This is a genomic window from Rothia nasimurium, from assembly GCF_928381705.1.
GTDB classification, from domain to species: domain Bacteria; phylum Actinomycetota; class Actinomycetes; order Actinomycetales; family Micrococcaceae; genus Rothia; species Rothia nasimurium_G.
Window position 1 is genome coordinate 126,348 of the sequence record NZ_CAKMSR010000004.1, and the last position, 19,235, is coordinate 145,582.

General features: G+C 59.3%; 19 protein-coding genes. 17 read left to right on the top strand and 2 right to left on the bottom strand.

Translation table 11 applies throughout. The annotated features are described in order from the left end of the window. Positions 1-230 precede the first annotated feature (230 nt). The 13 genes from L6762_RS04930 to L6762_RS04990 all read left to right on the top strand — a co-directional run bounded on the left by L6762_RS04930 (position 231) and on the right by L6762_RS04990 (position 12,863). A complete protein-coding gene (locus L6762_RS04930; protein ID WP_237185861.1) occupies positions 231-2,081 on the top strand; it encodes a glycosyltransferase in 1,851 nt (616 codons plus the stop codon). Beyond that, on the top strand, positions 2,074-3,936 hold the full coding sequence (locus L6762_RS04935) for a nucleoside-diphosphate sugar epimerase/dehydratase (RefSeq protein ID WP_237185862.1): 1,863 nt from the start codon (positions 2,074-2,076) through the stop codon (positions 3,934-3,936). The genes L6762_RS04930 and L6762_RS04935 overlap by 8 nt, the downstream gene beginning before the upstream one ends. Further along, complete coding sequence (locus L6762_RS04940) at positions 3,936-4,964, top strand: MraY family glycosyltransferase (protein ID WP_237185863.1); 1,029 nt, start codon at positions 3,936-3,938, stop codon at positions 4,962-4,964. Before L6762_RS04935 ends, L6762_RS04940 begins: the two co-directional genes overlap by 1 nt. Further along, positions 4,954-5,376: a hypothetical protein gene (locus tag L6762_RS04945; RefSeq protein ID WP_237185864.1), complete on the top strand. Its 423-nt coding sequence runs from the start codon at positions 4,954-4,956 to the stop codon at positions 5,374-5,376. Before L6762_RS04940 ends, L6762_RS04945 begins: the two co-directional genes overlap by 11 nt. Positions 5,377-5,400: 24 nt before the next feature. After that, positions 5,401-5,655 (top strand): hypothetical protein, encoded by a 255-nt coding sequence (locus tag L6762_RS04950; RefSeq protein WP_185174458.1) that lies wholly within the window; start codon positions 5,401-5,403, stop codon positions 5,653-5,655. A gap of 99 nt (positions 5,656-5,754) precedes the next feature. Then, complete coding sequence (atpB, locus tag L6762_RS04955) at positions 5,755-6,558, top strand: F0F1 ATP synthase subunit A (RefSeq protein WP_237185865.1); 804 nt, start codon at positions 5,755-5,757, stop codon at positions 6,556-6,558. A gap of 136 nt (positions 6,559-6,694) precedes the next feature. After that, positions 6,695-6,904 carry an ATP synthase F0 subunit C gene (gene atpE, locus L6762_RS04960; RefSeq protein WP_135011536.1) on the top strand — a complete coding sequence of 70 codons (210 nt, stop codon included), beginning with the start codon at positions 6,695-6,697 and terminating at the stop codon, positions 6,902-6,904. A 51-nt stretch (positions 6,905-6,955) separates the two neighbouring features. After that, complete coding sequence (locus tag L6762_RS04965) at positions 6,956-7,501, top strand: F0F1 ATP synthase subunit B (protein WP_135011537.1); 546 nt, start codon at positions 6,956-6,958, stop codon at positions 7,499-7,501. Continuing rightward, positions 7,501-8,313, top strand: coding sequence for a F0F1 ATP synthase subunit delta (locus L6762_RS04970; RefSeq protein ID WP_237185866.1), 813 nt, complete (start codon positions 7,501-7,503; stop codon positions 8,311-8,313). Before L6762_RS04965 ends, L6762_RS04970 begins: the two co-directional genes overlap by 1 nt. Positions 8,314-8,469: 156 nt before the next feature. Beyond that, the gene (gene atpA / locus L6762_RS04975) at positions 8,470-10,095 is read left to right on the top strand and encodes a F0F1 ATP synthase subunit alpha (protein ID WP_237185867.1); all 1,626 of its coding nucleotides are present in this window, start codon (positions 8,470-8,472) and stop codon (positions 10,093-10,095) included. A 79-nt stretch (positions 10,096-10,174) separates the two neighbouring features. Continuing rightward, positions 10,175-11,095 carry a F0F1 ATP synthase subunit gamma gene (locus tag L6762_RS04980; RefSeq protein WP_237185868.1) on the top strand — a complete coding sequence of 307 codons (921 nt, stop codon included), beginning with the start codon at positions 10,175-10,177 and terminating at the stop codon, positions 11,093-11,095. A gap of 44 nt (positions 11,096-11,139) precedes the next feature. Further along, positions 11,140-12,603: a F0F1 ATP synthase subunit beta gene (gene atpD / locus L6762_RS04985; protein WP_185174462.1), complete on the top strand. Its 1,464-nt coding sequence runs from the start codon at positions 11,140-11,142 to the stop codon at positions 12,601-12,603. Positions 12,604-12,605: 2 nt separating this feature from the next. Next, positions 12,606-12,863: a F0F1 ATP synthase subunit epsilon gene (locus tag L6762_RS04990; protein WP_237185870.1), complete on the top strand. Its 258-nt coding sequence runs from the start codon at positions 12,606-12,608 to the stop codon at positions 12,861-12,863. 82 nt (positions 12,864-12,945) lie between these two features. Here the strand turns inward: L6762_RS04990 and nucS are convergent, their stop codons facing one another. Beyond that, entirely contained in the window at positions 12,946-13,662 is a 717-nt protein-coding gene (nucS, locus tag L6762_RS04995; RefSeq protein WP_237185871.1) for an endonuclease NucS, read from the bottom strand. A 57-nt stretch (positions 13,663-13,719) separates the two neighbouring features. Between nucS and L6762_RS05000 the strand changes: the two genes are divergently transcribed. Further along, entirely contained in the window at positions 13,720-14,061 is a 342-nt protein-coding gene (locus tag L6762_RS05000; RefSeq protein WP_185174464.1) for an ATP/GTP-binding protein, read from the top strand. A 107-nt stretch (positions 14,062-14,168) separates the two neighbouring features. Here the strand turns inward: L6762_RS05000 and L6762_RS05005 are convergent, their stop codons facing one another. After that, positions 14,169-15,491, bottom strand: coding sequence for an AI-2E family transporter (locus L6762_RS05005; protein WP_237185872.1), 1,323 nt, complete (start codon positions 15,489-15,491; stop codon positions 14,169-14,171). Between the two features lie 148 nt (positions 15,492-15,639). On the opposite strand from L6762_RS05005, the gene L6762_RS05010 reads away from it, so the two are divergent. The 3 genes from L6762_RS05010 to L6762_RS05020 are packed head-to-tail and all read left to right on the top strand — an operon-like array spanning position 15,640 to position 19,103. Further along, positions 15,640-16,557, top strand: coding sequence for a co-chaperone YbbN (locus tag L6762_RS05010; protein ID WP_237185873.1), 918 nt, complete (start codon positions 15,640-15,642; stop codon positions 16,555-16,557). A gap of 54 nt (positions 16,558-16,611) precedes the next feature. Then, a complete protein-coding gene (locus L6762_RS05015; protein ID WP_237185874.1) occupies positions 16,612-17,502 on the top strand; it encodes an ABC transporter ATP-binding protein in 891 nt (296 codons plus the stop codon). Continuing rightward, positions 17,484-19,103: a hypothetical protein gene (locus L6762_RS05020; RefSeq protein WP_237185875.1), complete on the top strand. Its 1,620-nt coding sequence runs from the start codon at positions 17,484-17,486 to the stop codon at positions 19,101-19,103. The genes L6762_RS05015 and L6762_RS05020 overlap by 19 nt, the downstream gene beginning before the upstream one ends. Positions 19,104-19,235 lie beyond the last annotated feature (132 nt).

The window sequence follows — 19,235 nt, forward strand, 5'->3', positions numbered from 1 at the left end:
GGTTACCGGTGGGCCGTCTGTGCCCCTACCCCCTAGGGTGACATAGGCCGGAGCAAAAAACACGTAGGGCAGGCTACAAAGGGCAAAGGTTTGGGCTTCTGGCCGCCTGCGCTGGGATAATCCACAGGTGAGTTCGCTAAACTTAGATAGAGTTGTGTGCTTTGTGCCCTGAAATCGGGGTAAGCACGCCTTTGCAGGTGGCCTCACCCCACGAAAGGACCTGTTTGCCCATGGTATCTGCCCCGACACCCCAGGTGCGCCCCCAGGAGCGCATTGTTGCTGTAGTGGTGACCTATAACCGCCGTGAGCTGCTTGAACAGACCCTAGCCGGGATAGAGGCGGGGGAGCTGACTCCCGATACGGTCATCATCGTCAATAATGCTTCTACCGACAGTACCGAAGAGTACCTGGGCAGCTATCGGAGTTCACTGGCTACCGACATTGTGCACCTACCGCAGAACGTGGGCGGCGCAGGCGGCTTCACTGTGGGCATCGACCGGGCCCTAAACCGCCATGCAGCAGACCTGGTCTGGGCCATGGACGACGACACTGAACCTACCGAGAACACCCTCTCTGAGGCCTACCGGGCCTGGGCTGACTATTCCCCGGTGCGGGCAGAGCGCCCGGCCGTCGTGGCCTCTAAAGTGGTGTGGACCAACGGCCAGGACCACCCCATGAACACCATGCGTACCATGTTCGCCGCGGGCCCTGACCGTACCGCGCGGGCAGCCGCTGTGGGTGCCCGGCCCATCCGCTCGGCGTCCTTTGTGTCAATCCTGATGGACGCTGCCGCCATGCGGGCCACCGACCTGCCCCTGGCAGACTTCTTTATCTGGAACGACGACTTCGAATACACCACCCGCCTGATTCACCACAGCAACGGTATTGCTACTGAGAAGTCGGTAGCCCGTCACCACACCAAGACCTTTGGCACCACAGACGCCAAACCCGGCCCCCGCTTCTACAACGATGTACGCAATAAGCTCTGGGTTTTTTGTGCCCGTCGCACCCTAACCCCGCTGGAAAAGCTGCTCTACGGCGGCTCAACAGCCCGCCTGTGGGTTAGCACCCTGCTGCGCACCGATGAGAAGAAGACCTACACCGGCTACTTCCTCAAGGGGCTTCAGGACGCCGCCGCCGGCTACCGCTCCAACAGTGAGGTGCTGGACGGCGTCTACCAGCTTGAAACCCCCCAGCTGGCCCAGCGTATCAAAGCAAACTACGGGAGTGACCCCAAGTTCTCTGTCTTGATGAGCGTTTATGCCGGGGATCAGCCCGAGCACCTGCGCCTGGCCCTAGCCTCGAATACCGAACACCAAACCCTGCGCCCCAACCAGCTGGTGCTGGTGCAGGACGGCCCCGTGAGCGCTGAGCTTTCTCAGGTCATCGCTGATTTTGAAGAGCAGAGCTCCCTGCCGGTGACCGTGGTGCGCCTTGCCGAGAACCACGGGCTAGCTGCCGCCCTGCACGAGGGGCTCACCTACTGTGACTACGATATCGTGGCCCGGGCAGACTCAGACGATGTTTCTGCTCCTGACCGTTTTGCCCAGCAGGTTCCCCTGCTTGCCGCGGGCCAGTACGACGTGCTGGGTAGCGCCATGTACGAATTTACGGACGACCCCGCCCGCCCCGAGGCCGAACGGAAGGCCGTGACCGGGGCGAGAGCTATCCGAGAGATGCTACCGAAGCGCAACCCCATGCTGCACCCCACCGTGGTCTTCCGCAAGAGCGCTGTAGAGGCTGTTGGCAGCTACGTTGAGGTTCCGGGAGCCGAAGATTACTGGCTCTGGGCCCGCATGAGTCGAGCCGGGTTCGTCCTGGGCAACCTGAGCCAGCCCCTGGTAAGCTACCGGGTGGCCACCGCCTACACACGACGCGGGGGGATGGATGCCCTGCGCAAGGACCTCCAGGTCCAGCGCAGGCTCTATACCGGGGGAGTGCTGAGCCCTGTCCGCTTCGCCCAGAACCTAGCCATACGCGGTGTTTACCGCCTAGCACCAGAAGAACTGCGCACCCGGGCCTTTAGGGCCATGACCGGCCGAACCCCGCAGGGGAAGAAAGAGAAGGGCAGCAATGTCTAAAGAACCGTCCCCGCAGACCACCTCTATTCCCATTCTGACCTCGAGCACCGAGCGGAAAACCTGGTGGAAGTACGTGCAGATGGGGCTAGACTCCCTAGCCTGGCTGATAGCTCTACCCGCTGCCTTTGTTTTGCGCTACGGCATGGATCTGAGCCAGATCGATGCAGGCGGGCTCACCGCGGTTGCCCTGGTGATGGTTGCCCTGCAAATTGGTGGAGGCCTGATGATGGGTCTCTACCGTGGCGTCCATAGCTACGGCACCCTGCAAGAGGGCAGCAAGCTCTACCCCCTGATATTAGCTAACACCATCATTATGCAGATACTGCTGATGGTATCGTCCCGTGCCTTTGGAGTACCCCGCTCGGTGGTGCTGATTGCCTTCCCCATCGCTGTATTGCTGATGATGGGCTTCCGCTACAGCAAGCGGATCTATGAGGAAAAGACTAACCGCCCCAGCGGTAAAGATGTGCAGCGGGTGATTGTTTACGGTGCAGGTTTTCTGGGCCGCAACCTGGTGTCAACCTTGATGACCGACCCTAAGGCCAAGTACCTGCCGGTCGCGATTGTTGACGATGACCGTTCGGTGCGTAACGCCCGTATTCATTCGGTTAAGGTTGAGGGAACCAGCGCTGATCTGGCGGCTCTGGTAAAACACCACCAGGCTGAGAAAGTGCTCATTGCTATTGGTGAAGAAATTCCTGAACGACGCCTGGTTCGCATCGCTCAGAGTATGAAAGAACTGGGCGTAGAGACCATACGTATCAACTCTGCCGTTCCCGATATTGGTCACGGTCGCCGACGCAGTGAAGAGAATAATGAGCGGGAGCTTCTTGAGAAGATTCGCGGCACAATTGACTACAAGATTGACCATGACCTCATTCGTAGCTATGTGCAGGGTCGACGGGTACTTGTGACCGGCGCTGGTGGGTCGATTGGCTCTGAGCTCTGCCGCCAGATTAGTGCCTACCAGCCGGCTGAGCTTATGATGCTCGACCGCGACGAGTCCCTGCTCATGGATACCCGGTATTCTCTGACCGGCCTATCAAGCCTGGACGACCCCAGCGTGATTCTGGCGGACGTACGGGATGCTGAGGCATTAGAGGCGGTCTTTGCTGAACGTCAGCCTGAGGTTGTATTTCACGCTGCCGCTCTTAAGCACGTCTCGGCCCTTGAGGCTTACCCCAAGGAAGCCTACAAAACCAATACTCTGGGTACCGCTAACGTACTAAAGGCTTCAGCTCAGGTTGATGTTCAAGTTTTCGTCAATATCTCGACCGACAAGGCTGCCGACCCCACCACTGCCCTGGGGCAGTCCAAGCGCAGCGCGGAAATGCTGACGAGCTGGTACGGCGAGCAGACCGGGCGTACCTATGTCTCGGTGCGCTTCGGCAATGTTTTTGGCTCTCGCGGTTCTATTAAGCCCCTCTTTACCAAGCAGATCCTGGACGGCGGCCCCCTGACCGTGACCGACCGGAACGCCACCCGCTACTTCATGCTGATTCCGGACGCCTGCCTACTGGTCATGCTGGCCGGGGCAATCGGACGCAGCGGCGAGGTAATGGTGCTCGATATGGGCGAGCCGGTCAAGATTCTCAAGGTGGCGGAGCATATGCGCAGCCTCTATGAGCGCTTCGACGTGGCTATCGAGGTTATTGGCCTGCGTGCGGGCGAAAAGCGCGACGAGGTGCTTTTTGGCCAGGACGAAGTACACCAGCGCAGCGAAGAGAACGAAAATATCATGAGGGCTCAAGCTCCCAGGCTTAATCCCGCTGACCTTGACTACGCCCGCTGGCTTGAAAACTACCGCAGCCACCGCGGGTACGAGCGCACCGAGCACCGGGGGCAGGAGGCCTAATGACTACCTCAGAACTTCTGGCCCTGCTTCTGGTGCCCACCGTTGTCGGCCTGGTCGCCGGTCTGCTCTTACCCTTCGCCGTGCGTCCGCTCCTGCATCGCTGGAACCTGGTCGACATCCCCACCGCACGGTCTTCCCACAGCTCCCCGGTCTTCCGAGGCATGGGGCTGGCAACCGCACTTGCAGCGGTGCTGGCCTACCTGGTTGCCCTCATCGACGGACAGATTTTTACCGATCGGTCTATCGCCCTCTTCGTGCTCTTTGGCATGGTGGCATCGGGCGCCCTGGGCTGGATGGAGGACTACCGCGGGGTCTCTATCAAGGTTCGCTTTGCGGCCCAGCTGCTCATCGGCGCTATCGTCACTCTGGGAATGACCCTGATGCTGGGGACCTCCATCTTCTGGGTTCCCCTAGGCGTCTTTGCGATCGCCGCCTACATCAACGTGGTGAACTTTATGGACGGCATTAACGGTATCTCGGGCCTGCACGGCTTTGCCGTGGGTGGGGCTTATGCCTACGCGGGCTGGGTCAACCAAATGCCCTGGCTACTTGCCGGGGGAGCGGCTGTGGCTGCGGCCTACCTTGCCTTCCTGCCCTGGAATGTACGTACCGGTAAGAACGTTTTTCTAGGGGACGCCGGTTCCTACTTCCTGGGGGGAGCTATCGCTTCTATGGCGGTAGGGGCTTTCCTTTCGGGGGTTTACGTGGAATATATTCTTGCCCCCCTGCTGGTCTACCTGGCAGATACCGGGACCACGCTACTGCGCCGAATCGTGCGGGGTGAACAGTGGTACAAACCCCATCGCACCCACGCCTATCAGCGGTTGACGGACGTCGGTTTCAGCCACCTGGGCAGCGCGACACTTGTGACGCTTACTACTTTTGTGGTGACCGCTGTGACAGTGATGGCCCTGCCCTTTGAAACCCAGAACGCTGTTTGGTCTGCCCTGTTAGTTGTGCTTATCTTGGCCCTTTACATCTTTTTGCCGACCTTGCTCGGGAAGGTGCGTCAGAAAAATGGGGCCTAAGCCGCTGGGCATCAACGAGATGCCCTGGTTAAAAATCTTCCGGTCTGTCTCGCTGGCTTTGGCTATCTTGGCCCTAGTCGGTACGATAGTTGGTGTACTTATCGCAGGTAAACCGGCTGCGGGTGGGTTCCTTACGGGGCTTACCCTGGTTTATCTCAGTTTCGCGGTCGGAATCATGGTTGTGATACCGGCTGAGAAGAAGTCGATGAAAGCGGCGGCAGCGGCTCTAGCGGCCATGTATCCGTTCAAGATTATGGTTTTCACCGGCCTCTTAGTGTTCGCCCCTATACCGCAGGATTTTCGTAACGGCTGGCTTCTCACCGGAGCCGTCCTGGCACTGGTGGCCCAGCTTGTCATTGAAACGAAAATTATCTCGAAACAGAGAATCCTCTATTTCGATTCGGTAGGATGAAACTAGGCAAAGGAGCATACACCCGTGGGCAACACCGACGATAAGTGGTACAAGCAAGATAAGCAGTTACGCTCTGCTGGCGACCTGGTTGCCGGTGGCGGAACAGCCGGGGCCTTTATGACACTTCTGTACGTCATGATAGGCATTGGTATCTGGAGTTTGGTAGGCTATGGTCTGGACCACTTACTAGGTACAACCTGGATTGCTTGGGTAGGCGGATTCGTTGGCGCCTTTGGTGGTATCTACCTGGTATTTATCCACATGCAGCAGCGTAAATAAGACCAACTGAAACCGGTTGGCACACACATACTTTTGATTCTTTAAACCTCTGAGGTTGCTGGAGCCAGCGGCCAACACGAAGCAATGAAAGGACTTGCCTTGATTTCAAACGGGCTAGTTGTCGCAGCGGGAGAGCAGCAGGGCTACGTTCCGCCCACTATCGATGATATGCACCTGCCTGCCATCTTCACGATCGGTGATTTTGAGTTCAGCAAGCAGATGCTTCTGGTCATCCTGTCGGTGGTCATCGTTGCTGGCTTCTTCCTCTTCGCTGCCCGCAAGCGTGCCATGGTTCCCTCACGCACCCAGTTCGTGGGCGAAATGGGGTACGGCCTGGTCCGTAACAGCCTGGGCAAGGAACTGATTGGCGCCCACCACTACAAGCCTTTCGTTCCCCTGCTCTTTACCGCATTCTTCTTCATCCTGGTCAACAACCTCTACGGTTCAATTCCCTTCGTCCAGCTGCCCACCATGTCTCACGTAGGTTCTGCCTACGCCCTGGCAGGTATCGCTTACCTGACCTGGGTTGGTGTTGGTATCAAGCGCAAGGGTCTGGGGAAGTTCTTCAAGGACATGACCATGCCCTCCGGCGTTCCCCCGCTGGTCTACGTCATCCTGATTCCCATCGAGTTCATGTCTAACATGCTCATCCGCCCCGCAACCCACGCCCTGCGTCTCTTCGCTACCATGTTCGGTGGCCACCTGGCGATTATGGTTGCAGCATCCCTTACCCAGTACCTGATTGTTGAAGCAGGCGGCATCGCCGCTATCGCCTCGGTCGGTTCAGGCGCCCTGGGTCTCTTCCTCTACTTCCTGGAACTCATGATTCAGGTTATCCAGGCCTACGTCTTCACCCTGCTCCTTGCCGTCTACCTGCAGGGCTCGGTCTCAGAAGGCCACTAAAAATATAGGTTTTCTCCGTCGGGCACACCGGCGGACGAGAAAAGCAACCCGCTTTAGCGGGGAGTGTCCACATCAAAACTCTGCCCCTTACACAACACACAAACCGCAAGGGGCACTGTGAAAGGAAACAAACATCATGGAACTCACCGGTTCACTTACCGCAGTTGGTTACGGTCTGTCAGCTATCGGCGGTGGCATCGGCGTAGGTCTGATCTTCGCAGCCTACATGACCTCTGTTGCCCGTCAGCCCGAGTCACAGCGCACCCTGCAGCCCATGCTCTTCCTGGGCTTCGCACTGGTTGAAGCACTGGCAGTTCTCGGCCTGGTTCTTGCGTTTATCAAGTAATTTTTGGCCCCGCCGAAAGATTGACCAAACTATAGAACAGGAAAACCCCCTATGTCTCACTTAATGGCAGCAGCAGAGGGCGCGAACCCTCTGATCCCCAATGTCTGGGAAATCGCCATTACCGCCATCGGGTTCCTGCTCCTCCTCTTCATCGTCACCAAGTACGTTGTCCCGGCATTCGAAAAGATTTACCAGGACCGTAAAGAAGCAATTGAGGGTGGTCTAGCCAAGGCTGAAAAGGCTCAGGCAGAGGCCGCGGCAGCACGCGAAGAGTACGGCCAGCAGCTCGAAAGCGCTCGTCTGGAAGCTCAGAAGATTCGCGAAGAAGCACGCGCCGAAGGCGACGCCATCGTGGCAGAAGCTAAGGAGCGCGCAAACGCTGAGGCCGCTCGCATCACCGAAAACGCCCAGAAGACCATCGAGGCAGAACGTGCAGCTGCCGCAGCATCACTTCGTACCGAAGTTGGCGCTCTGGCAACCTCACTGGCTGGCAAGATTGTGGGCGAATCCCTCAACGATGATGAGCGATCCGCACGTGTAGTCGATCGTTTTCTTGCTGACCTTGACGCGCAGCAGCAGGCAGGTGCAGCCCGCTAATGTCAGCAGTATCGACTGAATCACTGAACAAGGTGGAACAGGTTCTGGTGGCCCAGCCTACCGATAACCCGACCCACCTCGCAGAAGAGCTCTTCGCTGTTGTCGACGCTATCGACAGCAATGGCGGGTTCCGGCGAGGTCTAACCGATCCTTCCCGCGAAGCAGCGCAGCGAGCAGGCATCGCCCGCTCCGTTCTGGGCGGCAAGATTTCCGACGCCGCTCTGGCTATCGTTTCTGCAGCAGCAGAAGCCCGCTGGAGTGAAGAACGCGATCTGGCTGATGCCCTCGAAACAACCGCTGTTACCTCAGTAGCGCTTTCTGCTGAACAGCGCGGAGGTATCGATGCACTGGAGCAGACCGTCAACGAACTGCTGACCTTCATCAACACCGTTGATGCCTCAGCAGAAGCACAGGCTGCTCTTGCCGATACCAGGGCAAGCAAGGAAGCACTCAAGAAGCTGGCTGTCAGCCTCGGTGGCCGTGTAGCCACCGCTGAAGGCAAGCTTCTGCTAGAACGAGTTGCCACTGCGGCCCGCGGAACCACCGCAGCCCGTCTGGCTAACGAGTTCGTAGAAATCATCGTCAAGCGTCAAAACCGTTGGATCGCACGAGTTACCTCAGCAACCGCGCTGACTGCAGAGCAGATTGCAAAGCTGCAGGGGTCACTCAACAAGACCTACGGCAAGGAGCTGAAGCTCGACATCACCGTAGACCCCGTACTTCTGGGCGGTCTGCGCGTGCAGGTAGGGGACGAAGTCATCGATGGCTCACTGTCCACCCGACTGTCAGAACTCAGCCGCGCTTTCGCATAGGCGATTTACACAGTCGAGACCTCGACGGTGATTTAGAAGATACACAGACGACACCGGGCAAGCCTAAAGGCCCAGCCCGAGCACGTCACACAAGTTTCGGTGGGCCTGCCGCCAGTCGGCAGGCACACCAACAAATTAGGAGAGCAGGGACATAAGATGGCCGATTTGACCATCAACGCCGATGATGTCCGTAACGCGCTGAACGAATTCGCAGCGTCTTACGAACCCGGCAATGCAGAGCGCGTAGAGGTGGGTCGTGTTGCATCAGCATCCGACGGCATCGCACGCGTTGAGGGCCTTCCCTCAGTAATGGCTAACGAGCTGCTTCGCTTCGAAGACGGCACCCTTGGCCTGGCACAGAACCTCGACACTCGTGACATCGGTGTCATCATCCTCGGTGACTTCACCGGCATTGAAGAAGGCCAGGAAGTTCACCGTACCGGCGAGGTTCTCTCAGTACCCGTAGGCGACGCCTACCTGGGCCGCGTAGTTGACCCCCTGGGCAACCCCATCGACGACCTGGGCGACATTGAAGCCGAAGGCCGCCGCGCCCTCGAACTTCAGGCTCCCGGCGTTACCCAGCGTAAGTCAGTTCACGAGCCCCTCCAGACCGGTCTCAAGGCAATCGACGCCATGATTCCGATTGGCCGCGGCCAGCGTCAGCTGATCATTGGTGACCGCCAGACCGGTAAGACCGCTATCGCGGTTGACACCATCCTGAACCAGAAGGACAACTGGGCCACCGGCGACCCCAATAAGCAGGTTCGCTGTGTCTACGTTGCTATCGGTCAGAAGGCATCAACCATCGCAGCAGTACGCGAAACCCTCAAGCAGCAGGGCGCACTGGAATACACCACCATCGTGGCTTCCCCCGCATCTGACGCAGCAGGCTTCAAGTACCTGGCTCCCTACACCGGTAGCGCCATCGGCCAGCACTGGATGTATGGCGGCAAGCACGTCCTCATCATCTTCGATGACCTCTCAAAGCAGGCAGAAGCCTACCGCGCGGTATCACTGCTGCTGCGTCGTCCTCCGGGCCGCGAAGCATACCCCGGCGACGTCTTCTACCTCCACTCCCGCCTGCTCGAGCGCTGTGCAAAGCTCTCCGACGAGCTGGGTGCAGGTTCAATGACCGGCTTCCCGATCATTGAAACCAAGGCAAACGACGTTTCAGCCTTCATTCCCACCAACGTCATCTCCATCACCGACGGCCAGATCTTCCTGCAGTCAGACCTCTTCAACGCTAACCAGCGCCCTGCGGTCGACGTAGGTATCTCCGTCTCCCGTGTTGGTGGTGCAGCACAGACCAAGGCGATGAAGAAGGTCTCCGGTACCCTCAAGCTCGACCTTGCTCAGTACCGCGCCATGGAAGCCTTCGCAATGTTCGCTTCCGACCTGGACGAAGCCTCAAAGGCCCAGCTGACCCGCGGTGCTCGCCTTACCGAGCTGCTGCGTCAGCCCCAGTACACCCCCTACGCAGTTGAGGACCAGGTTGTCTCAATCTGGGCAGGCACCAACGGCTACCTCGATGACCTCGAAGTTTCAGACGTTCTGCGTTTCGAATCAGAGTTCCTCGACCACCTGCGCCGCTCCACCTCAGTACTGCAGGACATCGCAGCATCAGGCAAGCTCGAAGACGAAACCGTAGCAGCTCTCAAGACTGCCATCGTTGACTTCAAGCAGGGCTTCCGCTCAGAAGGCACCAGCCACCTCGTTGAGGCCGGTCACGAAGAGCACCAGCCCCTGTCAGACAGCGAAGTATCACAGGAAACCATCGGTTAGCGATTTTCCTAGCAGGTGAGACGCCCCTCCAACAGAACCTGGGGGAGGGGCCCTCACCCTAGGAGTGAAAGGAATCTCTATGGGAGCCCAGATTAGGGTTTACCGCCAAAAGATTACTTCAACATCGTCTATGAAGAAGATCTTCAAGGCGATGGAGATGATCGCAACCTCACGCATTAACAAGGCACGTAAGAGCGCAGAGGCCGCTAGCCCCTACGCAAATGCGCTGACCAAGGCCGTCACTGCCATCGCGACCCAGCACCACATTGAGCACCCCCTGCTTAACGCACGCTCAAAGGCAAAGACCGGTCGCTCTGCAGTTCTCGTCCTCACCAGCGACCGCGGCCTTGCGGGTTCATACTCCTCATCCGTCCTCAAAAAAACCGAGGGTCTTATTGAGAAGCTCCGCGGTGAGGGACGTGAAGTCAAGCTCTATCTCATCGGTCGCAAGGCAAAGTCCTACTTTGACTTCCGCGAACGCGAATACGAGCAGGCTTGGGAAGGCAACACTGACAACCCCAACATCGAGATGGCCGTTGCAGCACGCGACGCCATCCTGGCAGCCTACGAAAACGGCGAAGTCGATGACCTTCATATCATCTACACCGAATTCGTCTCCATGGTCAGCCAGGAAACCCGCGTCCTGCGCCTGCTCCCCATCGAGGTAGCAGACGCACGCGAACTCGGTGAAGAAATCCTGCCCGGCGAACGTCTCGAAGATGACCAGTTCCAGCAGAACTCAGTCTTTGAATTCGAGCCCAGCCCCCAGGAAGTTCTCGACGAGTTGCTGCCCCGCTACATCGCCTCCCGCATCTATGCGTGCCTGCTAGAAGCAGCGGCCTCCGAACTGGCATCTCGCCAGCGCGCGATGAAGTCCGCAGGTGATAACGCTGACGAGCTCATCAAGAAGTACACCCGCTTGATGAACAACGCTCGCCAGGCAGAAATTACTCAGGAGCTCAGCGAAATTGTTGGCGGCGCCGACGCACTCGCCTCCTAATCCACCAGACAACTTTCCACTCTCTACATAGGTAAGTGAGAACAATGACTGCCACTCTGAACGAATCGGCTACCGCGCCGGCTCAGGGCGCAACCGGTCGCATTGCTCGCGTTATCGGCCCTGTCGTTGACGTTGAGTTCCCTGCCGGCCAGGTACCTGACATCTACAACGCGCTGACCGCTGATCTGACCCTCAACGGCACCACCCGTAAGATCACCTTCGAGACTGCCCAGCACCTCGGTGACTCACTGGTACGCGCAATCTCCCTGCAGCAGACCGACGGCCTCGTCCGCGGTCAGGCTGTAGTTGACACCGGCGCCCCCATCTCCGTCCCCGTTGGTGACGGCGTCAAGGGCCACATCTTCAACGTCCTCGGTGATGCCCTTGACGTCTCCAACGACGAAATCAAGGCCGACACCTACTGGCCCATCCACCGCGCAGCCCCCGGCTTCGCAGACCTCGAAGGTTCGACCGAGATGCTGGAAACCGGCATCAAGTCCATCGACCTTCTGACCCCCTACATCAAGGGCGGTAAGATTGGTCTCTTCGGTGGTGCAGGCGTTGGTAAGACCGTTCTGATTCAGGAAATGATTACCCGCGTTGCCCGTAACTTCGGTGGTACTTCAGTATTCACCGGTGTTGGCGAGCGTACCCGTGAGGGTAACGACCTCTGGGTTGAAATGGAAGAAGCAGGCGTTCTGAAGGACACCGCTCTCGTGTTCGGCCAGATGGATGAACCGCCGGGAACCCGTCTGCGCGTTGCGTTGACCGGCCTGACCATGGCGGAATACTTCCGTGACGTTCAGAACCAGGACGTTCTGCTCTTCATCGACAACATCTTCCGCTTCACCCAGGCAGGTTCTGAGGTTTCAACCCTGCTCGGCCGCATGCCCTCTGCTGTGGGTTACCAGCCCAACCTGGCGGACGAAATGGGTCTGCTGCAGGAGCGCATCACCTCAACCCGTGGTCACTCCATCACCTCCATGCAGGCAATTTACGTTCCTGCGGACGACTACACCGACCCCGCACCTGCAACCACCTTCGCCCACCTGGATGCAACCACCGAGCTTTCTCGTGAGATCGCTTCTCGTGGTCTGTACCCCGCGATTGATCCCCTGTCCTCCACCTCCCGAATCCTGGACCCCCAGTACATCGGCCAGGAGCACTACGACACCGCAATCCAGGTCAAGGCTATCCTGCAGGAAAACAAGGAACTTCAGGACATCATCGCCATCCTCGGTGTTGACGAACTCTCCGAAGAGCAGAAGGTCGTTGTTTCACGTGCCCGCCGCATCGAGCAGTTCCTCTCACAGAACACCTACACTGCAAAGCAGTTCACCGGTGTTGAGGGTTCAACCGTGCCGATCAAGGACACCATCGAATCCTTCCAGATGATCTGCCGCGGCGATGTTGACCACATCCCCGAGCAGGCCTTCTACAACATCGGTGGTATGGACGACGTCATGCGCCGTTACGAGGAAATCAAGGCACAGTCTGGAGCCAAGTAATTATGGCACTGAAAGTTGAAGTCGTTTCCCGTGAACGAATCGTGTGGGTTGGCGAAGCCAAGTACGTGCGTGCGCGCACCGTCGATGGCGACCTGGGTATCATGCCCGGTCACATCCCCACCATGGCCCTTCTCGCTGAAGACGGTGAGCTTCTGATTGAGGCAACCAGCGGTGAGAAGAAGACCACCCGCCTGCACGAAGGTTTCTTGACCGTCTCTAACGATCGAGTCACCATCGCAGCTAAGCACGCACAGATCTAACCAGATTACTGTGACGAAAGGACGCCGCCCTTCCCCAGAGATGGGGGAGGGCGGCGTCCTTATTTTTTAGCTTTCTTCTTGTTTAGAAGAGGCGGGATTCCACGTCATCGACTCCGCGCATTGCATCGTAGTCGAGAGCAACGCAGCGGATGCCGCGGTCTTCTGCCAGAGTGCGGGCCTGGGGCTTGATGCGCTGGGCAGCAAAGACACCCTGAACCGGTGCTAGCAGGGGGTCACGGTTGAGGAGCTCTAGGTAGCGGGTGAGCTGTTCTACGCCGTCGATATCACCCACACGCTTGAGCTCGACTGCCACAGAGACGCCCCCGGCGTCCTTGGCCAAAATATCCACCGGGCCGATTGCCGTGGGGTACTCGCGGCGCACCAGGCGGTAGCCCGCACCAAGAAGCTCAATCTGTTCAGCCAACAGGCGCTGTAAGTCGGCCTCAACGCCGTCCTTAATAAGGCCCGGGTCAATACCCAGGTCGTGGCTAAGTTCCCCGTGGGTGCCGAAGACTCGAATGACTAGCTTGTCGTCGCTCTTGGCGGCTTGCACGGTCCACAGCTCGCTCACATCGGGGTCAAGATCCTCGGCTACCGAGGTGCCCTCGAACTCTTCGCGAGGGGAAATATGCAGGCGGCAGGGTGGGCTCATCCAGTTTAGGGGCTTGTAGGAGCCGCCGTCGGAGTGAATCAGTACCGAGCCGTCATTTTTGATCATGAGCAGGCGGGTAGCACGGGGTAGATGGGCATTGAGACGGCCCATGTAGTCTACGGAACAATCAGCTATAACTAAACGCACCGTACCACTCTAACAGGTGGCTTGGGCGGGCACACCGGTGCATGAAAGAATGGGGGAATGCCTCGTCGTTCTTCATCTAAGCCCCGCCGCCCCAACTCTAACTCCGGGGCAGCTCCCAGCAAGTGGCAGAAAGCCCGCCCCGCTGGGCGCGATATTTCCCGTATCCTTGACCCTGCCCCGCGAGTGGAGCGGGCCCAAGACGGGGACTGGTATGTGCAATACATTCCCTCGATTAACGCTCTGAAAACCTATAAGTGCCCCGAATGTGGGCGGCCTATCCACCCAGGTATCGCGCACCTGGTGGTCTGGCAGCAGGACCACATGTTTGGTGCTCAGCGGGCTATCGAGGAGCGTCGCCACTGGCACGAGCGGTGCTGGGCAACTCGTAGATTCTGGTAGAACCCGGCGGGTTGCACCAGAACTAGGGCGTTAGAAGCGTAGAAAAACCCGGTAGCGATCCTACGCAAAGGCAGGGCGCTACCGGGTCAAGGAAAGCGGATGGGTCGTTAGAGCTGGTCCTGGCGGGGCACGAGTACCTCGTTGACTAGAATCAGCAGGGAAGCTGCGACGGGAATGGCGATGAGGGCACCGAGCACACCCCAGAGGGAGCCACCGGCAACCACCGCGATGATGGCTACAGCACCGGGCACGGCCACTGCCCTGCTCATGATGCGGGGGGAGATGAAGTAGGCCTCAATCTGCAGGTAAATCAGGTAGGGGATAAGGAAGAAGAAGGCGGTTTGCCAGCTATCGATGAGCGAGACAACCGAGACCAGGACGGCGGCACTGACGCCACCGACTAGGGGAATGAAGGCCAGGAGCAGGACGAAGAGCATAAGCAGCTGGGCGAAGGGCACACCCACAATCAGCATGATGATGGCTGCGCAGGTGGCGTTACAGATCGCCACGAGAGCCTGGCCCATGACGTACTGGCCAACAGAGCTGGTGATTTTTTCGGTGAGGTAGCCGACGCGTTCACGCTTGGAGGCAGGGGCCAGGCGGATGAACCAGGCCTTGATGGTGGGTAGGGAGGCGAGCACGTAGATGGAGAGGAAGAGCACGATAATCGTGCCGGTGGTGATTTCCGCCAGGGTGGAGCCCGCGTTCATGAGGGAGTTCATAAAGCCGCTCACCACAGAGGTGTCTGAGGTGACCTGTTCAAAGAACTTCTCTACCTCGGCATCTACCGCTGATCGGATGTGGTAACGCTCATCGAGACCTGAGAAAAGATCTGAGTTGAGGAAGTTCTCAAACTGCTGGGGGAAGCCGGTGATGAAGGAAACTGCCTGGCGGGCGATGATGGGTACTATCCAGAAGATGAGGGCGGCAGCTACCGCAACGAAGAAGAGGAAGACGACGGTGACGCCTGCCCCGCGCGGAAGGCCCCACTGTTCGAGTTTGCGTACAGCCGGGTCTAGCCCCAGACCGATGAAAACTGCGCCGGTCAGCCAACCGGCTAAGGCACCAATGTTGAGCACGAAGTACATGCCCATCCAGGCCAGGCCCACACCGACGGCCAGCATGAAACCAAAGTAGATTGGGTTGCTGATGTAGCGTCCCTTGCCGGGGGCGAGGGCGTGGGTTTCTGGGGGAGCGGGGGCGGCGCCGTCCTTATTCTCTTTGAGGTGGGCCGGTTCTTCGGGCACCTGGAGGCGGTGGCGGGGCCGGGCACCGGGGATAGTCGGTAGGGCGAACTTGTTGTTCTGTGACTGCCTGGTGCCGCTTTCTTCGGTGTTGGCCGGGGAATCTGGTTGCGCGGACGCCTGCGTGCGGTTAGTGCGGGCGGTCAGAGACCGCAGGAGTCGGGAGAGAGAAAAAGATGAGGGCATGCTGGCTACTCGGGTAGTGGTGTAGTTACTGTGTTCAACCTTATCGTGATTCTGCCCTGGGCTAGAACTAGGGCAGGGGTGCCCGCTCACCGGCTGAGCTTTGGCACCATAGAGTGTAGAGATATTTGTCGTTGTGAAAGGAAGGCCAATGGCCGGGATTGACGATCAGAACCTACCCGCTTCGGTACGAAACGCCCTGGACCTGGGGGCTACGGGTTCGGCAGGTTCCAGCGCTGAGCCTGCTGAGGAGAGCGCCGCAGCCAGCTGGCGACTGGACGTAACCGATGTGGCCCAGTTCCAGCAGCTGGTGCAGGAGTCCAACCGGGGTGCTGTGATTTTTGCCCTGTGGGCGCCTCACTCACCGGCGTCAGTCCAGATGCTGGAGCAGGTTGAGGCCCTGGTGAACTCTGCCGGTGGCAATCTGCTGCTGGCTGCCGTCGATATCACCAAGACCCCTGAGATCGGGCAGGCCTTCCAGATTCAGGGCGTACCTGCGGCCGTGGCTGTGCTCGCTGGCCGCCCGGCCCCGCTCTTCAACGGTCCCGTTGAGCCCCAGGCTTTGACTGAGGTACTGGGCCAGGTGCTGCAGCTCGCCGCCCAGCAGGGCCTACCCGGTGGGTTCGAACCTGTACTGTCAGAGGCTGAGAAGCCCCTGCCGCCCCTGCACCGGGAAGCTATCGAGGCGCTGGACCGGGGCGATTACCAGGGAGCGGAAGCCGCCTACACCCGCGCGCTCAACGAGAACCCGGGCGATACGGACGCTAAAATCGGCCTGGCTCAGGTGCACCTGCTCCACCGCGTCTCAACTCTGAACCTGGCAGAAGAACGCCAAAAAGCTGCCGCCGACGCTACCGACGTACAGGCCCAGCTCAACGTTGCCGACCTAGATGTAGCTGGCGGGCATGTGGAAGACGCCTTCAACCGTCTTATCGCCCTCTTCAAGGCTGTGGACGCGGAGACTAAAACCACGGTGCGCGAACGCCTGCTGGAACTTTTCGAGGTTGTAGGCTCAGCCGACCCCCGCGTCACAAAGGCCCGCTCAGCCCTGATGATGGCTCTTTTTTAAGGAATCACCCTAGCGGGGGAGGGAAAAGCCCGTGATGCTGGCTACAGTGGAGATATGGCACACGAGAACCTTCCCCCGCAGAATAAACCTTACGACCAAACCCGCAACCGGCCTGAAGAGGCACCCAGCAGCGGCTTGACTGAGCCGGTTTCAGCGCCGGTAGAAGCTGAAGTGGCAGAGGCCAGCAGGGGCAGCGCAGCCCTGGAGATCACCAACCTGGTGAAGGTCTTTGGCCAGCAGGCCGCGGTAGACGGAGTCAACCTCACCGTGCCCCGAGGCTCCTTCTACGGGCTGGTAGGGCGCAACGGCGCAGGTAAGACCACCACCCTCTCCATGGCAACGGGCCTGCTCAAGCCCACCGCCGGGCAGGTACTGGTGGGCGGTCTGGACGTCTGGGCCAACCCCCTAGATGCTAAACGCCGGGTGGGCGTGCTGCCGGATGGCGTCCGCCTCTTTGACAAGCTCACCGGCGAGCAGCTCCTTACCTACGCTGGCCGCCTGCACGGGCTCGATAAGGCAACCGTGGCCGAGCGAACCCGTGACCTTCTCATTGCCATGGACTTGACCGGGGCAGCTGGCCGCCAGGTCTCCGACTACTCAGCCGGTATGACCAAGAAAATTGCCCTGGCCTGCGCCATGATTCACGCCCCCTCCCTGCTGGTGCTCGATGAGCCCTTCGAGGCAGTCGACCCGGTCTCTGCCTCCAACATTCAGGATATTCTCAAGGCCTATGTGGCCGGTGGTGGAACCGTCATCATCTCCTCCCACGTGATGGACCTGGTCCAGCGCCTCTGCGACCACGTGGCCATCATGAACGCTGGCCGCATTCTGGCCTCTGGCACCGTGGAGCAGGTGCGCGGCGGCGTAACCCTAGAAGAGCGGTTTGTTGAGCTGGTGGGCGGACGCGTTGTATCGGAGGGAATCTCATGGTTGCAGTCCTCCTAAAACTCAAGCTTGACCATTTCTTGGCGATTTTCCGTAAGGGCAATGTCTGGTCCATTGTGGGCCTGGTCTTTGGCTTGCTCTACGGGCTCGGTGCCCTGACAGCTGTAGCCGGTCTAGGGTTCACCCTGCAGAACCCGGCAGACTCCCTGCTGATTCTGGGGGTGGGCGGTGCCCTGCTGACCCTGGCCTGGTGGCTCATTCCCCTGGTCGCGGCAGGAGCTGACCCCACCCTTGACCCGGAGCGCCTGGCACCTTACCCCATCACCGTCCGCCAGCTGATGGCCGGTCAGGCTATCGGTGCGCTCATAGGCCTGCCCGGTGTGCTGACGGTACTTGCCACGCTGGCTCTCATTACTTCCAACTTTTACTCGCTGGCGGCTACCCTGGCTTTCATCCCGGCAGGTTTATTGGGGCTTGCTCTTGCCATTCTGGGCGGACGCCTGACCGCAGTGGCCTCAATCCCCGTCCGCTCGCGACGCTCGGTGAGCAACGTCCTGACCATCGTGGCTTTTACCGCCCTAGTGTTTGCCGGGCCCCTGATGCTGGCGACTATCACGGGCATTACCAGCAACACCGACCAGCTCCGGCAGATTCTCAGCTACCTGCAATGGACTCCTGTAGCCTCAGCCTGGGCTATCGCCCCGCAGGTTGGGGCAGGCCGCTTTGGCCTGGCAACAGTTCTTGCCGCGCTCACCCTGGTCTACTGTGCCCTCACCTGGGTCATCTGGCAGTTCTTTGCGGCTAAGACCATGGCCAGCGTGGGGGATTCCATCGGAGTGCAGGAGAAAGGGAAAACCGTGGCTCAGGGTAACCTGGGGCTTCTGGGGCGCTTCCCCGCCACCGTCCGCGGTGCTATCGCCGCCCGTACCCTGAACATGATGCTGAAAGACTCCCGCGCTAACCTCAACGTGCTCATGATGCCGCTCATGTATATCTTGATGATCATACTTTCAGGTTCATTCACCTTCGCCCTCAACGGGGAGGCAGAGACTGCGGCCAACCCTATGCCTCTGATCGCGGTGGCCGCCTTCATACCGGCTATGGCAGGCTGCTCCCAGACCAATCTGGCCTCCTTTGAAGGGTCAGCCTTCTCCCTGCACGCTATCTCACCCCTGCGCGGTATAGATGACAGACTGGGGCGGGCCTACGGCATGATGCTGCTCTACCTGCCCATGATTGTGGTGGGCACCCTGGCTTTCGCCTTCCTGACCGGTCACGCCACCTGGGCCCTGCCCCTGCTGGTGAGCGCTCTGGGAACCTACTACATCGCTAACGGCATGGCCAACTACCTGGACACCACCTTCAATGCACCGGTAGTACCGCCGGGAACCAGCCCCTGGAAGACCCCGGAACAGCCCGATGGTATGGCCAAGACCATGGCACGTGGCTTCCTGCTCTTCATCCCCATGGCTCTCTCACTGCCGACCCTCATCGGTATGGCTGCTACCGACATTGTCGGTAGTATGGTCTGGTTCTGGCTGGGGGCTATCGTCACCGCCCTGATCGGGGTAGCGGCCTTCTTCCTGGGGGTCCGTGCCGGAGCCAAAAACTACGAACGGCACACGGCAGATATCTACCAGCGCGTAGCCCGCTACAGCTAAACCATCTCTCGGCCTGCTAGAAGCAGGCAACCCATCACCGGCGTCCGCCCCCTGCTCTATAGCAAGGGGTGGGCGCCGTCTTGACGGGGGCACTACACTGGTAGTCAAGACCACGTGCCTTGAGATAAGGAG